Annotated in this window: 23 protein-coding genes; 11 read left to right on the plus strand and 12 right to left on the minus strand. The window is 69.4% G+C overall.

What is annotated here, in order from left to right; all coding sequences use genetic code 11:
• Nucleotides 1-14: 14 nt before the first annotated feature.
• The 4 genes from HALOF300_RS21915 to HALOF300_RS21930 all read right to left on the minus strand — a co-directional run bounded on the left by HALOF300_RS21915 (nucleotide 15) and on the right by HALOF300_RS21930 (nucleotide 3736).
• Nucleotides 15-956 carry an ACP S-malonyltransferase gene (locus HALOF300_RS21915; protein ID WP_156743026.1) on the minus strand — a complete coding sequence of 314 codons (942 nt, stop codon included), beginning with the start codon at nucleotides 954-956 and terminating at the stop codon, nucleotides 15-17.
• 78 nt (nucleotides 957-1034) lie between these two features.
• On the minus strand, nucleotides 1035-2276 hold the full coding sequence (locus HALOF300_RS21920) for a PucR family transcriptional regulator (protein WP_156743027.1): 1242 nt from the start codon (nucleotides 2274-2276) through the stop codon (nucleotides 1035-1037).
• A 53-nt stretch (nucleotides 2277-2329) separates the two neighbouring features.
• Complete coding sequence (locus HALOF300_RS21925; RefSeq protein ID WP_197522760.1) at nucleotides 2330-2845, minus strand: DUF6069 family protein; 516 nt, start codon at nucleotides 2843-2845, stop codon at nucleotides 2330-2332.
• A 114-nt stretch (nucleotides 2846-2959) separates the two neighbouring features.
• The gene (locus HALOF300_RS21930) at nucleotides 2960-3736 is read right to left on the minus strand and encodes a CYTH domain-containing protein (protein ID WP_156743028.1); all 777 of its coding nucleotides are present in this window, start codon (nucleotides 3734-3736) and stop codon (nucleotides 2960-2962) included.
• Between the two features lie 227 nt (nucleotides 3737-3963).
• Between HALOF300_RS21930 and HALOF300_RS21935 the strand changes: the two genes are divergently transcribed.
• Nucleotides 3964-5259 (plus strand): cation:proton antiporter, encoded by a 1296-nt coding sequence (locus HALOF300_RS21935; protein ID WP_156743029.1) that lies wholly within the window; start codon nucleotides 3964-3966, stop codon nucleotides 5257-5259.
• Between the two features lie 21 nt (nucleotides 5260-5280).
• On the opposite strand, the gene HALOF300_RS21940 is transcribed toward HALOF300_RS21935, so the two are convergent.
• Entirely contained in the window at nucleotides 5281-5484 is a 204-nt protein-coding gene (locus tag HALOF300_RS21940) for a hypothetical protein (protein WP_156743030.1), read from the minus strand.
• Nucleotides 5485-5714: 230 nt separating this feature from the next.
• Here HALOF300_RS21940 and HALOF300_RS21945 point away from each other — a divergent pair, with 230 nt between their 5' ends.
• Nucleotides 5715-6212, plus strand: a complete 498-nt coding sequence (locus tag HALOF300_RS21945; protein ID WP_156743031.1) for a DUF1269 domain-containing protein — start codon at nucleotides 5715-5717, stop codon at nucleotides 6210-6212.
• An 87-nt stretch (nucleotides 6213-6299) separates the two neighbouring features.
• Nucleotides 6300-8660 carry an arylsulfatase gene (locus tag HALOF300_RS21950; protein ID WP_408637001.1) on the plus strand — a complete coding sequence of 787 codons (2361 nt, stop codon included), beginning with the start codon at nucleotides 6300-6302 and terminating at the stop codon, nucleotides 8658-8660.
• Nucleotides 8661-8947: 287 nt separating this feature from the next.
• Here the strand turns inward: HALOF300_RS21950 and HALOF300_RS21955 are convergent, their stop codons facing one another.
• Nucleotides 8948-9340 carry a VOC family protein gene (locus HALOF300_RS21955; protein ID WP_156743033.1) on the minus strand — a complete coding sequence of 131 codons (393 nt, stop codon included), beginning with the start codon at nucleotides 9338-9340 and terminating at the stop codon, nucleotides 8948-8950.
• A gap of 88 nt (nucleotides 9341-9428) precedes the next feature.
• Between HALOF300_RS21955 and HALOF300_RS21960 the strand changes: the two genes are divergently transcribed.
• The 6 genes from HALOF300_RS21960 to HALOF300_RS21985 all read left to right on the plus strand — a co-directional run bounded on the left by HALOF300_RS21960 (nucleotide 9429) and on the right by HALOF300_RS21985 (nucleotide 13460).
• Nucleotides 9429-10196, plus strand: a complete 768-nt coding sequence (locus HALOF300_RS21960) for a TetR/AcrR family transcriptional regulator C-terminal domain-containing protein (RefSeq protein ID WP_156743034.1) — start codon at nucleotides 9429-9431, stop codon at nucleotides 10194-10196.
• A gap of 163 nt (nucleotides 10197-10359) precedes the next feature.
• On the plus strand, nucleotides 10360-10803 hold the full coding sequence (locus tag HALOF300_RS21965) for a DUF6325 family protein (protein ID WP_197522761.1): 444 nt from the start codon (nucleotides 10360-10362) through the stop codon (nucleotides 10801-10803).
• 51 nt (nucleotides 10804-10854) lie between these two features.
• Complete coding sequence (locus HALOF300_RS21970) at nucleotides 10855-11157, plus strand: SHOCT domain-containing protein (RefSeq protein ID WP_156743035.1); 303 nt, start codon at nucleotides 10855-10857, stop codon at nucleotides 11155-11157.
• An 80-nt stretch (nucleotides 11158-11237) separates the two neighbouring features.
• The gene (locus tag HALOF300_RS21975) at nucleotides 11238-11969 is read left to right on the plus strand and encodes a 5-oxoprolinase subunit PxpA (RefSeq protein ID WP_156743036.1); all 732 of its coding nucleotides are present in this window, start codon (nucleotides 11238-11240) and stop codon (nucleotides 11967-11969) included.
• 10 nt (nucleotides 11970-11979) lie between these two features.
• Nucleotides 11980-12591, plus strand: a complete 612-nt coding sequence (gene pxpB / locus HALOF300_RS21980) for a 5-oxoprolinase subunit PxpB (RefSeq protein WP_156743037.1) — start codon at nucleotides 11980-11982, stop codon at nucleotides 12589-12591.
• Nucleotides 12588-13460, plus strand: a complete 873-nt coding sequence (locus tag HALOF300_RS21985) for a 5-oxoprolinase subunit C family protein (protein ID WP_197522762.1) — start codon at nucleotides 12588-12590, stop codon at nucleotides 13458-13460. Before pxpB ends, HALOF300_RS21985 begins: the two co-directional genes overlap by 4 nt.
• On the opposite strand, the gene HALOF300_RS21990 is transcribed toward HALOF300_RS21985, so the two are convergent.
• Entirely contained in the window at nucleotides 13447-14781 is a 1335-nt protein-coding gene (locus HALOF300_RS21990; protein ID WP_156743038.1) for a DUF1254 domain-containing protein, read from the minus strand. The two genes, HALOF300_RS21985 and HALOF300_RS21990, sit on opposite strands and share 14 nt — an antisense overlap.
• Before the next feature lie 163 nt (nucleotides 14782-14944).
• On the opposite strand from HALOF300_RS21990, the gene HALOF300_RS21995 reads away from it, so the two are divergent.
• Complete coding sequence (locus HALOF300_RS21995) at nucleotides 14945-16330, plus strand: DUF1254 domain-containing protein (protein WP_156743039.1); 1386 nt, start codon at nucleotides 14945-14947, stop codon at nucleotides 16328-16330.
• A 13-nt stretch (nucleotides 16331-16343) separates the two neighbouring features.
• Here the strand turns inward: HALOF300_RS21995 and HALOF300_RS22000 are convergent, their stop codons facing one another.
• The 5 genes from HALOF300_RS22000 to HALOF300_RS22020 all read right to left on the minus strand — a co-directional run bounded on the left by HALOF300_RS22000 (nucleotide 16344) and on the right by HALOF300_RS22020 (nucleotide 20353).
• Nucleotides 16344-17192: a mechanosensitive ion channel family protein gene (locus tag HALOF300_RS22000; protein ID WP_156743040.1), complete on the minus strand. Its 849-nt coding sequence runs from the start codon at nucleotides 17190-17192 to the stop codon at nucleotides 16344-16346.
• Nucleotides 17189-18922 (minus strand): SulP family inorganic anion transporter, encoded by a 1734-nt coding sequence (locus HALOF300_RS22005; RefSeq protein WP_156743041.1) that lies wholly within the window; start codon nucleotides 18920-18922, stop codon nucleotides 17189-17191. Before HALOF300_RS22005 ends, HALOF300_RS22000 begins: the two co-directional genes overlap by 4 nt.
• Nucleotides 18923-18924: 2 nt before the next feature.
• Entirely contained in the window at nucleotides 18925-19641 is a 717-nt protein-coding gene (locus HALOF300_RS22010; RefSeq protein ID WP_156743042.1) for a hypothetical protein, read from the minus strand.
• Nucleotides 19638-20036, minus strand: a complete 399-nt coding sequence (locus HALOF300_RS22015) for a DUF7144 family membrane protein (protein ID WP_156743043.1) — start codon at nucleotides 20034-20036, stop codon at nucleotides 19638-19640. The genes HALOF300_RS22010 and HALOF300_RS22015 overlap by 4 nt, the downstream gene beginning before the upstream one ends.
• Before the next feature lie 107 nt (nucleotides 20037-20143).
• A complete protein-coding gene (locus HALOF300_RS22020) occupies nucleotides 20144-20353 on the minus strand; it encodes a hypothetical protein (protein WP_156743044.1) in 210 nt (69 codons plus the stop codon).
• A 204-nt stretch (nucleotides 20354-20557) separates the two neighbouring features.
• Here HALOF300_RS22020 and HALOF300_RS22025 point away from each other — a divergent pair, with 204 nt between their 5' ends.
• Nucleotides 20558-21232, plus strand: coding sequence for a GAP family protein (locus HALOF300_RS22025; RefSeq protein WP_156743045.1), 675 nt, complete (start codon nucleotides 20558-20560; stop codon nucleotides 21230-21232).
• Nucleotides 21233-21265: the final 33 nt, after the last annotated feature.

Below are 21265 nucleotides of genomic sequence, written 5' to 3' on the forward strand. Positions count from 1 at the left end.
GGTGCGTCGGCCGGTCATCCGCGGTGGCGGGCGATCAGGTCTGCGGCCGCGTCGAGGTCGGCGGGCGACTTCAGCGCGAGGGTCTCGACACCGCGCATGGTCCGGCGGGCGAGACCGGTCAGGACCCCGCCGGGAGCGAGTTCGATGACCGCTTGCACTCCGGATTCGAGGAGGGTGTTCTGGCAGAGGTCCCAACGCACCGGCGAGGAGATCTGCCGGACCAGCGCGGCCAGGGCGTCTGCCCCCGAGGCGACGGCGGCGCCGTCGGCGTTCGAGAGCAGGGTCAGCCGGGGGTCGGCCGGGGTGAGCGCGGCCGCGGCCGTGGCGACTGCATCGACGGCCGGTGCCATGTACTTGGTGTGGAAGGCGCCGGCGACGGCGAGTGGGATCACACGGGCCTTCGCCGGGGGATCGTCGGCGAGGGCGGCGAGCCCGGACAGTGCACCGGCCGCGACGATCTGCCCGCCACCGTTGACGTTCGCGGCGACCAGGTCATGGGTGGCGAGTGCAGCCAGCACCTCGTCCGGGTCGCCGCCGACGACGGCGGACATCCCGGTGGCTTCGGCGGCGGCGGCCTGCGCCATAGCGGCGCCGCGCACGGCGACCAGGCGGAGCGCGTCGGTGGCAGGCAGGACCCCCGCGGCGGCGACGGCGGCGTACTCGCCGACGGAGTGCCCGGCGGTAGCACTCGCCCAGCCGGTGACGTCACCCGTGCGGGCCTGTAGCGCACTGAGCGCGAGCAGCGAGGTCGCCACGATCAGGGGTTGGGCGACGGCGGTGTCCTTGATGGTGTCCGCGTCAGCCGTCGTGCCCAGTGTGCGCAGGTCCAGCCCGATCGCGTCGGCGTAACCATCGAGTTCGTCGGACAACGAGCCGGCGATACCGTCGAGCTCGAGCCATGGGGCGAGCATGCCGGGGGACTGGGCGCCCTGACCAGGGCTGAGGACTGCGATCACCGTTCCACTCTTCCTGTGCGTTCCTGCCGGTGCGGGCGACGGATCGCACGAAGCTCCGTCGGGGGGATTGTGCGATTCCTACAATGGCACGGTTTCGGCGAGGCGTCCGACGGCGATCGCGATCTGGAGTACGAAGCCCTCCCGGGCGTGCGCCGGATCCCAGCCGGTGATCGTCGCGATCCGCTTGAGCCGGTAGCGCACGGTGTTCGGGTGCACGTACAGCAGCCGCGCCGTGGCCTCGAGCGAGCGACCCTCGTTCAGGTACACCGAGAGGGTCTCCAGGAGCGGTCCGCCCACCCCGAGGAGCGGGCCGTAGACATCCGCGAGCAGCGTCCGGTGCGCATCCGGGTCACCGAGCAGCATGCGCTCGGGGAGCAGCTCGTCGGCCAGGACCGGGCGCGGTGCGGACGGCCAGGCCGGCACCGCCTGCAGCGCGGACAGGGCCGCTCGGGCGGACCGGCCGGCGTCGGCCAGCTCGCGCACCTGGGGGCCGATGACCACCGGTCCCGGGCCGAACCGGGCCAGCAGTTCCTCGGCCTGCTGGCGCAGGTTCCCGGTGCCCCCGAGGACCACGATCAGCCGGCTTCCCTGGATGCCGACGAGCGCGTCCTGGGCCGTGCGCCGTGCCGCCCGGCGCAGTTCCGCGGTGCCCACGTCGTCGAGCTCCCCCTCGGTGGTGCCGACCATCACGAGCGTGTTCCCGCGGCCCGCCCAACCCAGTGCCGCCACGCGCGAGTGCAGCGAGTCGTCGCCGTCGCCGCGCAGCAGCGAGTCCACCACCAGGGCCTCCAGGCGCGCGTCCCACGCGCCGCGGGTCTCGGCCGCACGGGCGTAGACCTCGGCGGCCGAGAACGCCACCTCGCGTGAGTACAGCAGCACCGACTCACGCAGTTTGGAGTGCTGGCCGGGCGCCGCCAACTGCTCGGTGTTCTCCTCGACGATCTCCACGACGATCCGCACGAGCTGGAGCGTGTGCTGCAGGGAGATCGACCGGGTCAGCTCCGGGGGCGCGGCCCGGAAGATCTCGGCCGCGTTGTAGGAGCCGTGCTCGGGATTCTCGTACCAGGCGATGAAGTTCGCGATCCCGGACTGGGCCACGAGGCCGATCCAGGAGCGGTCCTCGGCCGGCAGGGCCCGGTACCAGGGCAGCTCGTCGTCCAGGCGGCGCATGGCGGCGGCGGTGAGGAGATCGGTTCCGTGCCGCAGCCGGCGGACCATCTCCTGCGTGGCCGGTCGCTCAGCGTCGGCGGCGTCACTCCCGGTCCGTGCTTGCGCCGGTTCGCGAGTCGCCTTGCCTCGCTCGGATGCCGCGCTGTTCATGAGGTGAGGATACGGCCCGGATTGTGGAAAGCCCACAAACGACGGGCCGCGGATCAGCGGGTCGGCGGCATGCCACGGGTCGGCGGTCCGCCGGTCGGAGGCAATCCGCCCGGCGGGCGCAGCGCCATCGCCATCGCGCTGCGCGCCACCGACGGGACGAGTGAACCGATCGCGATCCCGATGATGGCGTTGATCGCCGCGGTCGCGATCTTCGCATCGAGCCCGGCGTCGGGGACGAAGGGCATCACCACCGCGATCACCGTGGCGAGGCCGATGACCCAGCCGAAGAACCGCTGCGGCTGCGGGGTGGTCAGGATCAGCACATGCATCAGCGCCGTGGCGAGCAGCGCCGCGAGTGCGGCCGCGCCGGCGTACCAGAAGGTGCTCGCATTCCCCCAGGCCCCGTCGCCCTCCGGTGCGAGGATGGCGATCCCGAACACCCCGCGACAGATCACGATCCCGGCGACCGCGATGAGCGCCGCGACGAGCGCGGTGGCGGCTCCTCCGGCCCAGAGTCTGCCCGCGTCGATGGGTGGGTGGGTCGGTGGGGTCGCGTTCTGCTGGGTCATGGCAGGTTCCTCCGGTTCGATGCCGCGCGGCGGTCCACAACCAGCATCGCGACTTCGACGCTCGGCCGGGTCACTCGACCCGGATGAGGGCCGGTCGTCGCCAAAGCGGCGGGTTCATTCGGGGCCGCTTGCGAGCAGCTCTGCGGAGAAGAACTCCAGCGCCGTCTTCGTCTTCGTCTGCTGGGCGCCGCTGAGCGGGATGCCCTTGCTCTCCAGGAATTTCCGGACCTCCATACCGACCATCACACCTTCGCCGGGCAGGCACTTCGTCGAGAGCTCGAAGACGCGCGCACCGTCCGGATACAGCCAGACCTCGACCACCAGGCGGCGCGAGAACGCGTCCGGACGCAGTTTGAGCTTCAGCACGAAGATCGGGCCGAGGACGGACAGATCGTCGATCGTCAGGCCGTCCGGGGCGTGCGCGGCGAGGAAGGCCCGCTGCTCTTTCGAGAACACCTTGTGCAGCGGCACCTCGCCCACCACGGCCTGCCGTACCCGCGGCGCGGTGAGTGCATGCTTCATCGACGCGGAGCAGACGTAGCCGCCGGGCATCACGTCCACCTCGACCCCGAGGTTCTCGGACGCGCGCACGTCGTCGGGCAGTTCCGAGGGCACCACCGGACGGAGCTTGATCACGGAGTCGTCTCCACGCCCCTGGATCCGTCGTGCTCGTGCGACCACCCCCACCTGATTGAGCCTGAGGTCTGGTGTGTCGAAGAAGAAGACCTGGCGGATCTGCGCCTCGAGCGGATCCACGCCGAGGGCGGCCGCCGACTGCCGGTAGGACGATCCCGGCAGCGTCAGCTTCAACTCGATGCTGTCCGCGTCCTTCACCAGGTCGAGGACCTTGACCAGATCCTCGCTCAGGAGCCGCTGGCTCTCCGTGTTCATCTCTTCTGCCCTACCCTTCCACGCGCCGACGGACGGGCCGGCAGCCCATCACGTCGGGCGCGGGCGACGTGACAGTGCCATCCAACGCCCACCGTGGCAACCGGGCCTCACCCAGGGTGCATGATCTGGATGAGGGTGCCGACCTCACGCGGACTGGGTGACGACCTGTGGCGGGGGCGGGCCTACGGTGCGAGGATCCGGATCGGCACCGGGGCCACGGAGGAGCGATGGGCTGGAGCCAGGACGTCGCGGACATCGCGATCCCGCTCCTCCTCGGAGGATCGGTGCTCGTCTATGCGATCCTGGCGCGCCGACTCGAGCGTCTCGGCGTCACGGCGGCGATGGTGTTCGTCGCGATCGGTGTGGCGCTCGGCGAGTCCGGTACCGGGATCGTGCCGGTGGACCCGCACGCACCGTGGTTGCTCTCCGTCGCCGAGATCACCCTGGCGCTGCTGCTCTTCTCGGACGCGGCCCGTCTACGACTGCGGGAGGTCGGCGGTGATCCGCGACCGGTGGGCCGGCTCCTGTTCATCGGGCTGCCACTCACCATCGTCGCCGGGACGTTGCTGGCGTTCGCGGTGTTCCCCTCGTCGGGATGGGCCGTCGCGGCGCTGATCGCGGCGCTGCTGGCACCCACCGATGCCGCACTCGGTGCCGCCGTCGTCAGCGATGTCCGGGTGCCGGCCCGGGTGCGCCGCCTGCTGAACGTGGAGAGCGGACTAAACGACGGTCTGGCGACGCCGGTGGTGACGGTTCTGATCGCGGCGGTCGCCGCCCAGGCCGGACTCCTCGGAGAGGAGAGCTGGGAGGTGCGCGCGCTGTGGTCGCTGACGATCGGGGTCGTGGTCGGGGTGGTGGTCGGCGGTGGGGGAGGCATGGCGCTGCGCTCGTGCCGGCGCCGCGGTTGGACGTCCCCGCTGTCCGAGCAGGTGGCCGCGTTCGCGCTGGCGTTGCTGAGCTATCTCGGGGCGACGGCTGTGGCTGCGAACGGCTTCGTCGCCGCCTTCGTCGGTGGCATGGTCCTGGCCGCGGCGTTGGGTTCTCAGGAGGCTGGAGCGGACCTGGAATACACGGAGACGTCCGGCCTGCTGGCCTCGTACGTGGTCTGGCTCGCGTTCGGTGCCGCGATGGTCGGTCCCGCCCTGGCACGGGCCACGGTCGGAACCGTGCTGATCGCGGTGGGCGCGCTGACCGTGGTCCGGATGCTCCCGGTCGCGATCGCCATGGTGGGCCGCGGATGGTCGGTCCCGACGATCGCGTTCGTCGGTTGGTTCGGTCCGCGCGGACTCGCGACCGTCATCTTCGCCCTCATCGCGCTGGAGTCGCTTGGTGCCTCGGCGCTCTCGGACCACCTGCTCGACGTCGCGGCCGTCACGGTGCTTGGCTCGATCCTCGCGCACGGGGTCAGCGCGGCACCGCTCGCCGTTCGCTACGGGAGGTGGGCGGCTGGGCGGCCCGCCACCTCTCCCGAACTGGTCGAGGTCGCCCCGGCCCCACGACGGCGCCTGGACCTGCACACCTGATCCGCGGGCCCCGAACGGCCCTCACGAGCCGGGGTCGACCTTGCGCAACTCCCGGATCACCAAGCCGGCCTGGGCCAGGGCACGAAGAAGCCCGGCTAGGGCGGCGACATCGGGAACGCGGCAGCGCAGGACCGTGTCCATACCCGATTCGACGGCGGTCACGTCACCGAGGCCGGCCACGACCTCCTCCCGGACGCTGCCGCGCACCCGGATGTCGTAGCGCATGGCTCCTCCTCGGCGCCGAACGATGCTGCTCGTGCCAGCATCCGCCGTCGGAGACCCGATCACCTCATACGAATCGGACGAACGCGGGCGCCCATCGTCGACGCCCACGCCGACCCAGTCATCCCCGGTGGGTGATGCCCACTCTCCGAGGGTCCACCGAGGATGAGGTCGATGTACCGCCACGGACGACCGGAGCCGACGGCGGATCTGACAGTTTGAGGAGAGGTCGGATGGCAACCCTGAGCGTGTGGAAGTTCGACACAGCCGACGGTGCGCAGCGCACCGCGGTCGCGCTGGAGGCACTGGCCAAGCAGGGCCTGCTCACGATCGCCGACACGGCGACCGTGTCGTGGGAGACAGGCAAGAAGCGGCCGAAGACGAGGCAGGGCACCAGCACCACCGGCATCGCCGCGATGGGAGGGGCGTTCTGGGGCATGCTGTTCGGACTGATCTTCTTCGTGCCGTTCCTGGGTGCGGCCGTCGGCGCCGGGATCGGTGCGGTGACCGGGTCCCTGACGGACGTCGGCATCGATGACGACTTCATCAACTCCGTACGGGAACAGGTGGTCCCGGGTACGTCCGCACTCTTCCTGATGTCCGCGAACGCCGTCGTCGACAAGGTCCACGAGAGCCTGCAGGCCCAGGGCCTGCACGGGACGCTCGTGCAGACCAACCTCTCGAACGAGCAGGAGGCGCAGCTGCGGGAGGCGTTCGGCGAGGACGCCTGAGGCCAAGCCTCGACGATGACCGGCTCCGAATCCGGAACCGGAGGTGCCCCGGCTCAGAGGTGGGTCGGGACGGACCAGGAGCACATGATGGTGGACTCTCAGCAGGTGCAGCGCACGGCATTGCCGATCCCCGACCTCGCCTACACGGGCACGGTCACCTACGACGCGACCGACCCGGACACGTCCTTCCCGCCGATCACTCCTGTTCGACCGCCCGCAGGTGCGCCGAACGTGCTCGTCGTGCTCATCGACGACACCGGATTCGGGGCCTCGAGCGCGTTCGGTGGCCCGGTCCAGACGCCCAACTTCGAACGTGTCGCCGACCAAGGGCTCAAGTACACCCGGTTCCACACGACAGCGTTGTGCTCGCCCACGCGTGCCGCGCTGCTCTCCGGCCGGAACCACCACACGGTCGGCATGGGAGGGATCACCGAGATTGCCACCAGCGCACCCGGCTACAGCAGCGTGCGCCCCAACAATTGTGCGCCGCTGGCCGAGACCCTCAAGCTCAACGGTTACAACACAGCCCAATTCGGCAAGTGCCACGAGGTGCCTGTCTGGGAGGCCAGCGCAGTCGGCCCGTTCGACCACTGGCCGCACCCGGGTGGTGGCTTCGAGTACTTCTACGGATTCCTCGGCGGAGAGACCAACCAGTGGTACCCCGCGATCTACGAGAACACCTCGCCCGTCGAAGCGTGGGGCACGCCGGACCAGGGATACCACTTCATGGCCGACATGACCGACAAGGCCATCGACTGGACGCGCCAGCAGAAGTCGCTCGCCCCGGACAAGCCCTTCTTCACCTACTTCGCCCCCGGCGCCACACACGCACCGCACCACGTTCCCACTGAGTGGGCCGACCAGTACAAGGGCCAGTTCGACCAGGGCTGGGACGAGGTCCGCAAGGAGACGTTCGCCCGCCAGATCGAACTCGGTGTCATCCCGGCAGATGCGGTCCTCACCGAACGCAGCCCCGGTATCCCCTCCTGGGATGAGATGAGCGACGTCATCAAGCCGGCCCTCGCGCGTCAGATGGAGGTGTACGCGGGATTCCTCGCCTACACCGACCACTACGTGGGCAAACTCCTTGACGCCTACGACGAGCTCGGCATCCTCGACGACACGCTCATCTACGTGATCATCGGTGACAACGGCGCCTCGGCCGAGGGCTCGATGCATGGCACCACCAACGAGGGCTTCACGATCAACCACATGAACGAGATCGAGACTGAGGAATACGTCGCCGCGCACATCGCCGACCTCGGCACCCCGAGTTCGTACAACCACTACGCGGTGGGTTGGGCACACGCGATGGACACGCCTTACCAGTGGACCAAGCAGGTCGCAAGCCACTGGGGCGGCACTCGAAACGGCACGATCGTGAGCTGGCCGAACGGTGGTGTTCAGAAGGGCGGGATCCGCAACCAGTTCAGTCACGTGATCGACGTCGCACCGACCGTGCTTGAGGCGGCCGGCATCCCGGAGCCCAGCACCGTCAACGGTGTGACACAGCGACCCTACGAGGGCACGCCGATGAACTACACCTTCGCCGACGCCGATGCCGACGAGCGCCACACCACGCAGTACTTCGAGATGGTCGGCAACAGGGCGATCTTCCACAGGGGCTGGACGGCGGTCGCCAAGCACAAGGACCCGTGGCTCGGCTCCAGCCACGGCCTCGACGAAGATATCTGGGAGTTGTACAACGTCGAGGAGGATTGGACCCAATCCAACGATCTCGCTGCACTGGAACCCGAGAGGTTGGCGCACCTGCAGCAACTGTTCCTCATCCAGGCGGCCCGTTTCAACGTGCTGCCGCTCGATATCCGCACAGCTGAGCGCTTCAACTCCGATCTCGCAGGCCGCCCAGCACTGATCACCGCGCAGAGTCAGAAGCTCTACCGCGGCATGCGACGGCTCGGAGAGAACTCGGCGATCAACATCAAGAACAAGTCGTTCACCGTCACGGCCAAGGTCGTCATACCCGCAGAGGGCACCAACGGCGTGGTCATCGCTCAGGGCGGCGCGTACGGTGGCTGGTCGTTCTACGGCGTCAACGGCAGACTCGCGTTCGCCTACAACCTTCTGGGCATCCACACCGACACCATCCGCTCCGAGGCACCCGTGCCCGCAGGGACCACTGAGATCCGGGTGCACTTCGCTTACGACGGAGGCGGTCTCGCCAAGGGTGGCACGGTCACCCTGTTCGCCGATGCCCGCCAGATCGGTGAGGGTCGCGTGGAGAGGACGATCCCGTTCCAGTTCACGTTCGACGAGACGGTCGATGTGGGCGTCGATCTGGCTTCGCCGGTCTCGTCCGACTACACCGCCACGGGCAACGAGTTCACCGGCGATCTGGACTGGGTGCAGATCGACCTAGGTGAGGATGATCACTCGCACCTCATCGACGACGAGCACAAGGTCGCGGTCGCCATGATGAAGCAGTAGCTCATGGCGAGCCTGCCTCCTTCCTGTGCCGACGGCCACCAGCGACGCGACCCTCAGGTTCGTCGCGGCGGTCACCTCCGGCCCAAGGACCGTGCCGGTCGAAGACCGCGTGGCGCGTGCCCATGGCGAGAAGGACGCCCAGCAGAGCGCAGGCCAGGGGTAGGACCTGGTGCGGAACCGAGCCCGCCAGGACCAGGGTGCGGCCATGATCCGGAATGCTAGGGAGGTCCAGTCCCAGGGACCTCATCCCGGGTGGGTGAGGCTCCTGGGACCGATTGCGCCGGAAGTCATTGCGGGTCTGGTGCCGCCACCCACTGCACGAGCTGGTAGATGACGCCGTTCGGGTCCCTCATCTGGAAGTAGCGCTCGCCCCACGGCTCGGTCTCGATCTCGGTGGCGATCTCGACGCCCTCGCCGCGCAGCCGCTCGTACTCGGCGTCGATCGCGTCCACTGTGAAGACGACGAGCAGTCCGTCGGCCGTTCCGGCAGCCGAAGCAGGCTTGAACGTCGGCAGGCCCACGCGCAGGTAGATCAGGGCCATGCCCGCCTCGGGATGCGTCAGCGAGACGAACCCGTCCGCCGCCATGGCCTGGGTGAAGCCCAGGTGGTCGCGGACCCAGGCGGCTGAGGCCTCGACGTCCGGGACATTGAGCGACAGTGATGACTCAGTGATGTGCATGGGTCTCCTTCGAGGCAATAACAGCGTACGGTGTACGAGGTAGTTACACCGTACGCTGCACAACGATCGTGATGCAAGAATCATTCCCATGGGCGACGACGAATCCGAGGTGGTCGGTCGCGACCGGACCCTCGCCCTGCTCTGGCGCGGACAGGAATCGCCGGTCCCGCGCCGTCGCGGACCATCTCCCGCCCACACGCTCGACGAGGTGATCCTGGCCGCGGTCGCGCTCGCGGACGCCGATGGGGCGGCGGCACTGAGCGTGCGAGCCGTGGCGGCTGCCGTCGGCATGGCACCGATGTCCCTGTACACCCACGTGCCCGGGATGTCGGAACTGACCGACCTCATGGTCGATCATCTCTACCTGACCATGCCGCGCCCGGCCTGGGGGCGCCGGCGGTGGCGCCGCAGGGTCACGGCCGTGGCCGAGGCGAACCGGGACCTGCTCCGGGCGCACCCATGGCTGGTGGAGGTCGTGGCACTGTCCCGACCGCCGCTCGGGCCCGGCCAGATGGCCAAGTACGAATACGAGCTGGCCGCGTTCGACGGCACCGGCCTGTCCGACGTCGACGTCGACGCCGCGCTGACCTTCCTGCTCGGCTTCACCCAGCAGCAGGCACTCGCCGAACGCGCGGTCGAAACGGCGCGCCGTGACTCCGGCGTCACGGATGCACAGTGGTGGGCCGCCAACGGCCCCCTGCTCGCGAGCGTGCTCGACCCGGCCCGATACCCTCGAGCGGTCCGGATCGGCGAGGCGGCGGGCGCGGCCCACGGTGCCGCATACGACCCGGATGCCGCCTTCGGTTTCGGCCTGGACCGGCTCCTGGCAGGTCTCGCGGACCTCATCGATGCCTGAGCCGGACCTCGATCGGGCGCTTTCACCCTGGTTGGGTGAGGCGCTCCGGCCGGATCGGCGAGCATGCTGACCGGTGGGCGCAGGGCCCTCGGTGCCGCATCATGCTGCCGAAGTCATGGTGGCACGGCCGGCACCCCCACGGATCGGACACGGAGGACGTGCCATGACCGAATCTCTCGATGAGATCGGCCCCATCGACTACCTCGTTCTGGAGTTCCCGGGCAACCAATTCCGCGGTGATGTCTTTCCGCGGCTGCTCGACCTCGTGGACGGCGGGCTGATCAGGATCATCGACCTGCTGTTCGTTCGCAAGGAAGCCGATGGTGAGGTCACGATGCTGACCATCTCCGACCTTGACGGCGACGGCGAGCTCGACCTTGCCGTCTTCGAAGGTGCCTCGACCGGGCTGATCGGGGAGGACGACCTCGACGATGTCGGCGGGGTCATCGAGCCGGGCAGTTCCGCAGCAGTCCTGATCTACGAGAACCTGTGGGCAGTTCCGTTCGCCGCCGCCGTCCGAGCCTCCGGCGGGCAGTTGGTCTCCAACGGCCGGATCCCGTTGCACGAGTTCCTGGAGTCGCTCGACGAGACCGAAGCGGACGCCTGACCAGAGCCCGGTCCGACCATCCAACCTGAGTCCATCGGAAGGGAACCCACAATGCCACGACTGCTCCGCACCATGGCCCGCACCGCCGCGATCGCCGGCACCGCGACCGCCGTCTCCGGTCGCGTCGCCCACCGCCAGGCCGGCAGATGGCAGGAACAACAGGCGGCGCAGGCACCTCCGCCGCAGGAGCCTGTCTACGCCGCGCCCCCGCCCCCTGCGCCTGCCGCTCCCGCGCCGAGCATCGGCATGGACGAGAAGCTCGCTCAGCTGAAGGATCTCGGCGCGCTGAAGGAGCAGGGCGTGCTCTCCGACGCCGAGTTCGAGGCCCAGAAGGCTCGCATCCTGGCCGGCTGAGGAGTCGGGAGTCCCCGGCGACGCGAGCGTCCCATGGCAGCCCTGGCGCGGCTGAGCCCTGTGCGTGGGACCATCGGTGCATGCTGGACCTGAACGCCGATCTTGGTGAAGGAGTGGGCGACGACGCGGCCATGCTCGAGGTCGTCACCAGCGCCAACGTGGCCTGCGGCGGTCATGCCGGCGACCGGACCACGATGCGCACGGTGTGTGAGCAGGCTGCGGCACTGGGCGTCCGGGTGGGCGCTCATGTCGCCTACCCGGACCGGGAGAACTTCGGTCGCACGTTCACCGACCTCGCCGAGGCCGACCTGCTCGCCCACATCTCGGAGCAGCTCAACGAACTCGCCGACGCCGCCGCGGCCGCCGGCACCCGGGTGAGCTACGTGAAGCCACACGGTGCGCTCTACCACGCGGCCCACGCCCACGCGGCGCACGCCCGAGCCGTGGTGACACTGGCGCGCGGGGCGGGACTCGCCGTCGTCGGCGCCCCCGGCGCCCTGGTTCTGGAGCTGGCCCAGGCAGCGGGCCTGCCCGGGATCCCCGAAGGCTTCGCGGACCGTGCCTACACCCCGCTCGGGTCGCTCGTGCCGCGCACTGAACCCGGGGCGGTGCTGCATGACCCGCGGGCTATCGCGGCCCGGGTCGCCGGCCTGATCCGAACCGGCACGCTCACCGCCGTCGACGGCAGCCAGGTCCGCCTCGACGTGCGGACCATCTGTGTGCATGGCGACACCCCGGATTCCGTCGCCATCGCGACCCGGGTCCGCGCCGAGCTCGAGCGCGCCGGCCTCGCGCCGGTGCCGTTCAGCTGAGGCGCGACTGATGCTGATCCGGCCCAGTGGGGAGCGCGCCGTGCTCATCGAGGTGGACACCCTCGCTCAGGCCCATGCGCTGGCGGCGGCACTGGCCGCCGCGGGCGATCCTCGCATCGTGGACGTCGTCCCAGCCGCGCGCACCGTGCTCGTGGTCGCGGACGCTGCCGCTCACCTGCCGGGCATTGCCGCCCGGATAAGGGATCTGGAATCCGACGTATCGACCTCCGCGCCGATGGGGGAGCTGGTCCGGATCGCCGTGCACTACGACGGCGCCGATCTCGCCGACGTGGCGGAGACAACCGGTCTGACCGAGTCCGAGGTGATCGCACGGCACACGGCACCGGAGTACGTCGTGGACTTCATCGGATTCGCCCCCGGGTTCGGCTATCTCTCCGGGCTCGACCCGGCGCTGCACCTGCCGCGGCTGACCACGCCCCGACCGAGCGTGCCGGCCGGGTCCGTCGCGATCGCCGCCGACCGCACCGCCGTGTACCCGCGCTCGTCCCCGGGCGGCTGGCGCCTGCTCGGACGGACCGACGCGCCCCTCTTCGACGTCACCGCGAAGCCACCGGCACTGTTGCGGGCCGGGATGCGGGTCCGGTTCGAGGCGGCCGGGTGAGCGAGCGCACCCTGACCGTGGTGGCGGCCGGTGGGCTCACTCTGATCGAGGACCTCGGCCGCCCCGGGTTCGCCGCGCTCGGCGTGTCCCCCTCCGGAGCTGCCGACCGGGGTGCCCTGATCGCGGCGAACCGCATCCTGGGCAACGAGGACGGCGCGGCCGCGTTGGAGATTGCGATGGGCGGCCTGACGGTGCGTGCCGAGTCCGACCTGCTGTTCGCCCTGACGGGGGCGAACGCCCCGACCACCATTGACGGCGTGGCGGTGCCACAGCGGCAGGTGCTCGCGGTGGCGGCGGGTTCCGTCATGCGGCTCGGGGTGCCTCGTTGGGGTCTGCGCACCTATCTCGCGGTCGCCGGCGGGCTAGCCGTGCCGGAGGTCCTCGGATCCCGTTCCACGGACGTGCTGTCCGGGCTCGGTCCGGCGCCGGTGCGCAGCGGCGAGGTGCTGCCCGTCGGCCGGGTGCGCTCCGCCCTGGCGACGATCGACGCCGACCAGGCTCCGCCGTCGGGCCCCGCGTTCATGCTGGACGCGATGCCCGGGCCGCGGCGGGACTGGTTCACTGAGGACGCCTGGCGGACGCTGTTCGAGCGTCGGTACCGGGTCTCCGACGTGGGCGACCGGGTCGGGGTGCGGTTGCAGGGCGCCACGCTGGACCGTGCGCGCGAGGGAGAACTCCCCTCGGAAGGCGTGGTGTCCGGGGCAGTGCAGGTACCCCCGGATGGGCAGCCGCTCATCTTCGGCCCGGACCACCCGGTGACCGGCGGTTACCCGGTGATAGCGGTGCTCACCGAGTCCGCTCGGGACGCCGCAGGCCAACTACGGCCCGGCCAGGAGATCCGGTTCCGGCGCCGCGTCACACCCGAGTGATCGGGGGGACGATGTAGGTGCCGTCCAGGACCGCTGCGTCGGGCTCGTACATGCGGAGTACAGGCCGGAACTGCCCCACCGGGGCGGGCAACCAGTTCGCGGCGGCGGCCGGATCGGACGGCCGCTCGTGTGAGATCGTGATGGTGAGGGCGCCGTCGGCGTCGACAGCGATTCCGGGCGTCCGGTCGCCGACGGAGTACCGGTCGATCGGGTTCGCCACGAGGAAGAAGTCCGGCACCGAGTACATCGTGAGCGACCAGAACGCGTTCACGGGCGGAACGGGATCCAGCCGCAGTTCGTAGGTTCGGTCACCGACGAGTTGCTCACCCCGGTCGTCGAGATAGGTCATGATGTAGGCCGCCTCGTAGGCATGATTGCCCCACAGGCCTCCCATCGCTGCGGCGGCACGTTCCACCACCCGGACTGCGGGGTCGGAGATCTTGAACGCGTCGTCGTCGAGGGCGCCGACCTCGAAGAAGTCGAGGTTGTAGTCGAAGGCGTGCAGCGTCAGTTTCCAGCCGTTCACACTCGGGCTGGACCCGGACCTGAGGATCGAGAGCAGCTTCTCCCGCCCCTGTGCGAGCCCGGCCGTCAGGGCCGAGGTCAGGTCGGAGTCGGCCGCGCCGGCGTACGGTGAGGGCCCGTCCGTGGTGATCCCGGTCGCGGCGAGGCCCTGCTGGAGCGGCACGTCGCGGGCGGCCGGTGGGAACTGTTGCGACCACACCCGGAGCTTCTCCAGGAACACGAGAGGCTCCGGCACGCCGGCATCCGGGCGTGCCAGGCCGGCCGGACGCGCGTCGGGATCGACCTGTCGCAGCACCGTCGCGTCCTGCAGCACATGCACGCTGGACAGGTCATCCGCACCCGAGCAGGCCCACCGTCCCACGATCGACGCGACCGACGTCGGGAACCGGATCACCTGCACGTCGCCGCTCTCGCCGACCCATCCCGGGGGCACCAGCAGGTAGTCGCCCGCGCCGGTGCCCGTGGCCCGGTGCCCGACGTAGGCGAAGTTGTTGGTCCAGGCATCGACGAACTGAAGGACGTAGTACCGCCCGGACGTGTCCGGCACGTGCAGGGCGAGCGGCCCGGCGCTGAGGTCGAGCTGTGCCATCGAGTAGACCGTGTCGTTGTTGATCGTCACGAACGTGTCCGCCGGCCCGGCGAGCGTGCGTGCATGGCTGAAGGTGTTGAACGGCGCCGCCGGGTTCGCCCCGACGCCCTCGGTGACGTACCGGTGCACCTGATCGAGGTTGGTGACAAGGGGATATCCGTAGCTGAAGGCCCTGGCGGCCAGCTCGGTGATGTCCTGCTCGGTCACGGCGTGCTCCTCCGATCGTCGCAGCGGGTGGGTTACCGCCGACGTTAGGTGCCCGCCCGCACGGGCGGCTCATCCGCTGCGAGTGAGCCGGTCGCCGATGACCGGAGCCAGACTGGCGCTGGTGCGTGCGCACCGGAGGTACTCGGGCGAAGGAGATGGTGGCATGGCGAACGGATTGCCGGGGCGGCTCGGTACCGTGCGGATGGAGGGCGAACTCCCACACCGGGACGACATCCCCGTCGTCTTCGACGAGCTCGACTATCAGCTCGCCTGTCAGGCCTACCTCTGGGCGCTGCCCCTGGTGTCCTACGCACAGTGGAAGAAGCAGCACTACGAGGTGTTCGGTGCGACCGGAAGCGACCTGGTCCACTACGTCAGCTACCGCGATCGGCTCGGTCTGATCACCGCGAACGCCACGACGCCGTACATCCTGAACTTCTTCGACCTCGCCGAGAGCGGCCCGCTCGTCATCGAGCTACCCGCGGGACCGACCGCCGGTGGTGTGTCCGACTTCTGGCAGCGAGAGATCGCGGCGATGGGCGAGATGGGACCGGACCGGGGCGAAGGCGCACGGTATCTGATCGTCCCGCCCGGAGGCGGTACCACGGAGGTCGACGGTTACCGGGTGCTTCACTCCACGGGGACGAACATCATGTTCGGCTTCCGCACCCTCGACCCGGACCCGGATCGCTCTCAGGCTCTCGTCGACGCCGTCCGAATCTACCCCTACGCCCGACGCGAGGATCCGCCGCAAACGCGTCTCGTCTCACCCGGAGGCCGGGCGTGGAGCGGAGACCAGCCCCGGGGCCTGGAGTACTGGGTGCGTCTGCACGAGATCTACCAGCGGGAGATCGTGGATGACCGCGACCGGTTCTATCTCGCGATGCTCAAGCAACTCGGTATCGAGAAGGGCAAGCCCTTCGCCCCCGACGAGCGCCTGACCCGCATCCTCACCGACGGAGCGGCGGCCGGCGAACTGATGGCGCAGGCGAACACGTTCGCCAAACGCTTCGCCGGGTCTCGCTACTGGCCCGACCGGGAATGGGACCTGGTCCTGCCGTTGGACAACTCCGCTCAGCGCGGTACCAACTACGACGAGCTCCTGGAGCGCGCCTCCTGGTTCTACGAGGCCGTCAGTTTCTCCGAGGCGATGAAGAGCCAGACGCCTGGCCTCGGCCAGGCCTACCTCGGCACCTACACCGGAGCCGATGGCGAGTGGCTCGACGGGTCCCGCACGTACACCCTGCACGTTCCCGCGCAGGTGCCCGCGAAGTTGTTCTGGTCCGTCACCGTCTACGACTCCCAGACACGCTGCCTCATCGACAACGAGCAGCAGCGCGGCGACCGCGGCTCACGCGATCGTGATCTTCGTGTGAACGAGGATGGCTCCGTCGATCTGGTCTTCGGTCCGAGTGCGCCGGGGTCCGGCGAGACGAACTGGATCGAGACGATCCCTGGACGGCACTGGTTCAGTTACACCCGGTTCTACGGTCCGCTCGAGCCCTACTTCGACCGGACCTGGAAGCTCGGCGACATCACGCCCACCTGAGGGATCGGGCGGCTCAGAGCGTCGGAGTGGGTACCAGTGGTGGGGGTGGGGGCGGTGCGGTGAGGCTCGCCGCGAGCCCGGCCGCGCCGAGACCTTCGCCGACCGCACGGACGACGTGGGAGCCGACGGCCGTGCTCGCACCGGACTTGTGCCAGATCCTGATCCGCCCGATCATCCGGTCGGGGGTGCTGGCCACCCAGACCAGGTCGGGGGCAGGCGTGGCCATCACCCCGTCCGCGCCGGTGGCCAGGGTGACGGCGGTCGTGGCGATCTCCTCGATCCTGCCCAGCTCCGTGGTCCGGATCTCGATCTCAGAGCGGACGGGCGCATCGCTGGGCTGGATCACCAGCGGGTCGGAGAGCAGTTGGGCGTTCGGGACGTGGATCACCTTCCCGTCCGAGGTGTGCAGCACTACGGATCGGGCGTTCATGTCCGTGACGGCGCCCCAGCGATCGTCGGTCTCGACCCAGTCGCCGACGCGCAGGGGCTTGCGCATCTGCAGGATGAGGCTCGCACCGAAGTTGTCGGCCACACCCCGCAGGGCGAAGTAGGCGACCACCGCAATGAGGATCACGGCGGCGAGCACCGGTTGGATCTGCGCGCCGAGGACCGAGAGCGCGATCCCGACCCCGAGCAGGACGATGAAGTAGCCCACCGCGCGCGAACACGTGTAGGCCACCTCGTAGGGGACCGCGTCGGTCTTGGCGAGCAGCCGCATCGCGGCGCGCCGGCCAGCGCGCGACCCGATCCAGGTGAGGATCAGGACGATCAGGACGATCAGGAGGTCCCATCCGCTCAGACTGCCGGAGTCGATCAGTCCAGCGATCTGGTCGGTGGGGCTCTGGCCGTCGGCAGCGATCACGGTTCGACCTGCTCGGGTGAACTCGTGGCCGATTCGTCGTCGGCACCCGCCTGGAATGCGCCGATCGCCTCCGCAACGGTCGCGTATGCCTTGGGCCCACCAACGTGATCGGCGCTGAGGACGTCGCGGACCTGGCCGATGTTCCCGGCGATCACGAGTGCGATGCGGCCCCGCTCCAGGGTCTGCTTCAACTCCGCAAGGGCGGTCGCGCCGCTGATGTCGATGAACGGGGTGGTCTGTGCGTCCAGGACAACCAGCCGGGTCTGCGGCGTGCAGCGCCGGCGAACCTCGTCCTTGACGTGATCGGCGTTCGCGAAGAACAGGCCCGACTCCACCCGTACCACCAGCACGGCCGGGTCCACCGGGTGATCCGCGTTCGCCTCGGCGTCGAGCCAATTGCCATCCACCTCGGTGAGGGTGCGCACGCTCGGGCGCGAGGTTCGGTACAGCATGAGCAGGAGGGAGGTGACGATACCGATGATGAGACCGGGCAGCGTGTCGAACACGAGGACACCGATCAGGGCCGCGAGCGCCCCGATGAAGTCCGCGCGGGCGGCGCGCCCGTACGTGCCGCCCAGGCGCGGTGTCCAGACGCGGTAGAACCGCATGATCGCCTTCGTGTCGACCATCTCGACAACCGCGGAGATGACCACGGCGGCCAGGACGGCCTCGGGCAACTCCTCGAACAGGGCGGTCAGGAACAGCAGGGTGATCAGGCTCAGGGCAGCCACCACGAGGCCGCTCACCTGCGAGCGCGCGCCGGCCGACCCGTTCACGGCCGTCTTGGACAGGCTGCCGTTGACCACCATGCCGGAGGCCAGCCCGGAGCCGAGGTTCGCGGCGCCGAGGCCGATGAGTTCCCGGTTCGCGTCCACCTCGTAGCCATTCCTGGCGGCGTATGTCTTCGCCGCTCCGAGCCCTTCGGCGAACGCGATCAGCATGACCCCGACGGCGGGGCCGGCCAGTTGGGCGTAGTCGCCCCAGGCCGTCGAGGGCAGGCCGAGCGTCGGCAGGCCCGGGTCGATCTCACCGACCACGTCGAGGCGATCGCTCAGGCCGAACACATGGACCACGACGATCCCGAGCAGCACTACGGCCAGGGAGGCCGGCACCGCCGGCAGCCACCGTTTCAACGCCAGGACGACAACCAGGGACAGCACCCCGATGACGGTCGTCAGGACTGAGAGCTGGCCCAGTCCGCCGAGCACGTGGACGAACTTGCCTATCGCGCCCTCGCCACCGCCCTCGACCCCGAAGAGTTTCGGGAGCTGCCCGATGATGATCGTCAGCGCCAGGCCCACGATGAAACCCTTGAGGACCGGCTCCGAGATGAACGTCGCCACGAAGCCGAGCCGGGCCAGCCCGGCCACGATCGCGACCACGCCGGTGACGATCGCGAGCACGGTGGTCAGGACGATGTAGGCGTCGGAGTTCCCAGGCGCGAACTCCGCGATCGTGGCAGCGGAGAGGGCCGCCGTGGCGGACATCGGACCGACCACCAGGTGTCGCGAGGACCCGAACGCGGCGTAGGCGATCAGCGCCGGCACAGCCGCATAGAGGCCGACCACCGGCGGCACGCCGGCGATCGTCGCGTACGCGAACGCCTCCGGCACCATGACGGCCCACACCGTCAGCCCGGCGATGAGATCTCGGCGCAGCCACTGGCCCTGGTACCCGCGCAGTGATGCGAAGAACACCGGTACGCGCGGGGACTCGGAAGCGGGGGACATGGTCAGGCGACCTCAAGTTGACCGGTGGCGCGGCGGAAGAGGATGACGCCGGCGGCCGCGGCGACCCACAGGGGGACCACCAGGACCACGGCACGCACGGACGTCAGCGACAGCAGCAGCACCGCGACGGCCAGATAGCTCAGAACCGCGAACCAACGCGGGAACAGTTTCGCCCGTAGGCCACGGGTTGTGCTGGCCAGGATGAACACCCCGGCCGTGCGGAACGCGTAGGTCATCAGCAGCATCTGCGCGTAATTCGTCATGGTCGAGGCCTGCTCGAGCGTGACGAGGTCGGCGGTGGCGTCCGAGGGGGTGAGGCGGACCGCGGAGACCCCTGTCACCGCGGCGGCGGCCGCGACGAAGATCATCGCGACGAACAGCACGCCAGCCGTGATCTGCACGGTGTCGAGCAGCGGGTCCTCCCGGCGTGCGAGGGATCGCAAGCGGTGCCGTGCGGCGGCGATGAACCAGAGGAAGGCCAGGCCCGAGAACGGGACGAGGTAGAACCCGGCCACGATCACGGCGCTGCCGCTGGCGCCCTGGTAGTAGGCGGTGAGTTCATCGGTGGTCGCCGAGTCCGGGATCTGGTCCAGGATCACGAAGCCCACGATGAACAGGACCGCGAAGAGCAGGCCAGCCAAGCCGGCCCCGGACCCCTGGAAGAGCCGCTCCCGTACGGGTGGAGCAGCCCCGCCGTCGGGCTCCTGCGGTTCGGTCACGACACCTTTTCGGCTTCCTCGCCGTGCACGATGAGCGCCCACAGGACAACCATGTCGAGGGCGATCACGACGATCGACCACCACGGAGTCAGCGGCAGGTACACGAACTGGGTCATCATGTTCAGGCCGACCACGACCACTGCGGCGATCCGTGCCCAGGCCTGCCCGGCGATGAGGCACAGGGCGACCAGGATCAGCAGGGCGCCGACCACGATGTGGACCCAGCCCCAGGAGTTGACGTCCAGGAGCAGGATCTGGGTGCCTACTTCAACGACGCCGACGTCTCGTGCGCCGACCGCGTAGATTCCGCTGAGCAGGTTGAACACCCCGGAACTGAGCATGATCAGGCCGGCGAACCAGATCCAGCCGGCCCAGGCAGTCACCTTCCTCGTCATCGTCCACACCCGTCTTCCCTCGGTCCGGGACCCCCGTGGGACCCGGTAGGTGTCCAGCCTGGATCGCGGGCGCCGCGGCTGCCTCACCCCAACGTGATGAGTCCTTCTCAGAACGGTCGGACGTCGAGGATCCGGCGCAGCCGTTCGAACCGCAGACCGTGGTCGGTCAGCACGCTGACGAGTTCGGCCACACCCTCAGGATCGGGAACCGCGCACGCAAGGAGGGTCTGATCAGCGATCGGCGTGACGCTGACGTAGTCGATGCCGATGAGTCGGTCGGGGCGCACCGCACCGTCTACGAGGACCTGATAGAGCATGGTGACCTCCGGTGGCTTGGCCGTGACCTGGATGGTCCGTTGCGCGGGCGGGTGTCGACCGTGTGGACCAGGCTCCGAGTGTGACCCGCGCGGGCAGATCTGCGAACCACCCGTAGCGGATGAGTACGCCGTCCTCGGATCGAGCGAGGATGGCACGGTCGAGATCCGGCCATCGTGGTCGGTGGCGATGAAAAGGAGGCCAGGATGGGCGAGGCGATCGGTCAGTCGTTGCCGATAGCGGTCGGCGTGATGGTCTCCCCGATGCCGATCGTGGCCGTCGTGCTGATGCTGGTCTCGGCGCGGGCGAGGTCGAACGGCGTCGCGTTCGTGCTCGGCTGGATCGTGGGAATCGCCGTGGTCGGATCGGTCGTGCTCCTGCTCGTCGGCGACACGGCCGGCGGGGACGACGGCGCCACGCCCGTCTGGGTGGGTCTTTTGAAACTGGTGCTCGGCCTCGGCCTGCTGCTCCTCGCGGTGAAGCAGTGGCGTGGCCGTCCAGGCAGCGACGTCGCGCCGGTGGTGCCCAAGTGGATGGCCGCGATCGAGACGTTCAGCCCCGTGAAGGCGTTCGGTCTCGCGTTCCTCCTGGGAGGCATCAACCCGAAGAACCTGCTCCTGGTGGTCGCGGGGGCCACCGCGATCGCGAATGCCACGGACGCCCGCGGAGACCAGTTCGTGGCCCTGGCGGTCTTCACCGTGGTGGCCAGCGTCGGCGTCATCCTCCCGGTGGTCATCTACTTCGTGATGGGCGACCGGGCCGCCCGCCTGCTCGAAGGTATGCGGGCCTGGATGTTGGCGAACAACGCCGTCATCATGTGCGTGCTGTTGCTGGTCCTCGGCACCAAGGTGATCGGGGACGCGATCTCCATCCTCGTCTGATCTGGCGCGGGCCGGGGAAGTTCGCGCAGTTCG

It is taken from the genome of Occultella aeris (assembly GCF_902703175.1).
Classification (GTDB): Bacteria; Actinomycetota; Actinomycetes; order Actinomycetales; family Beutenbergiaceae; genus Occultella; species Occultella aeris.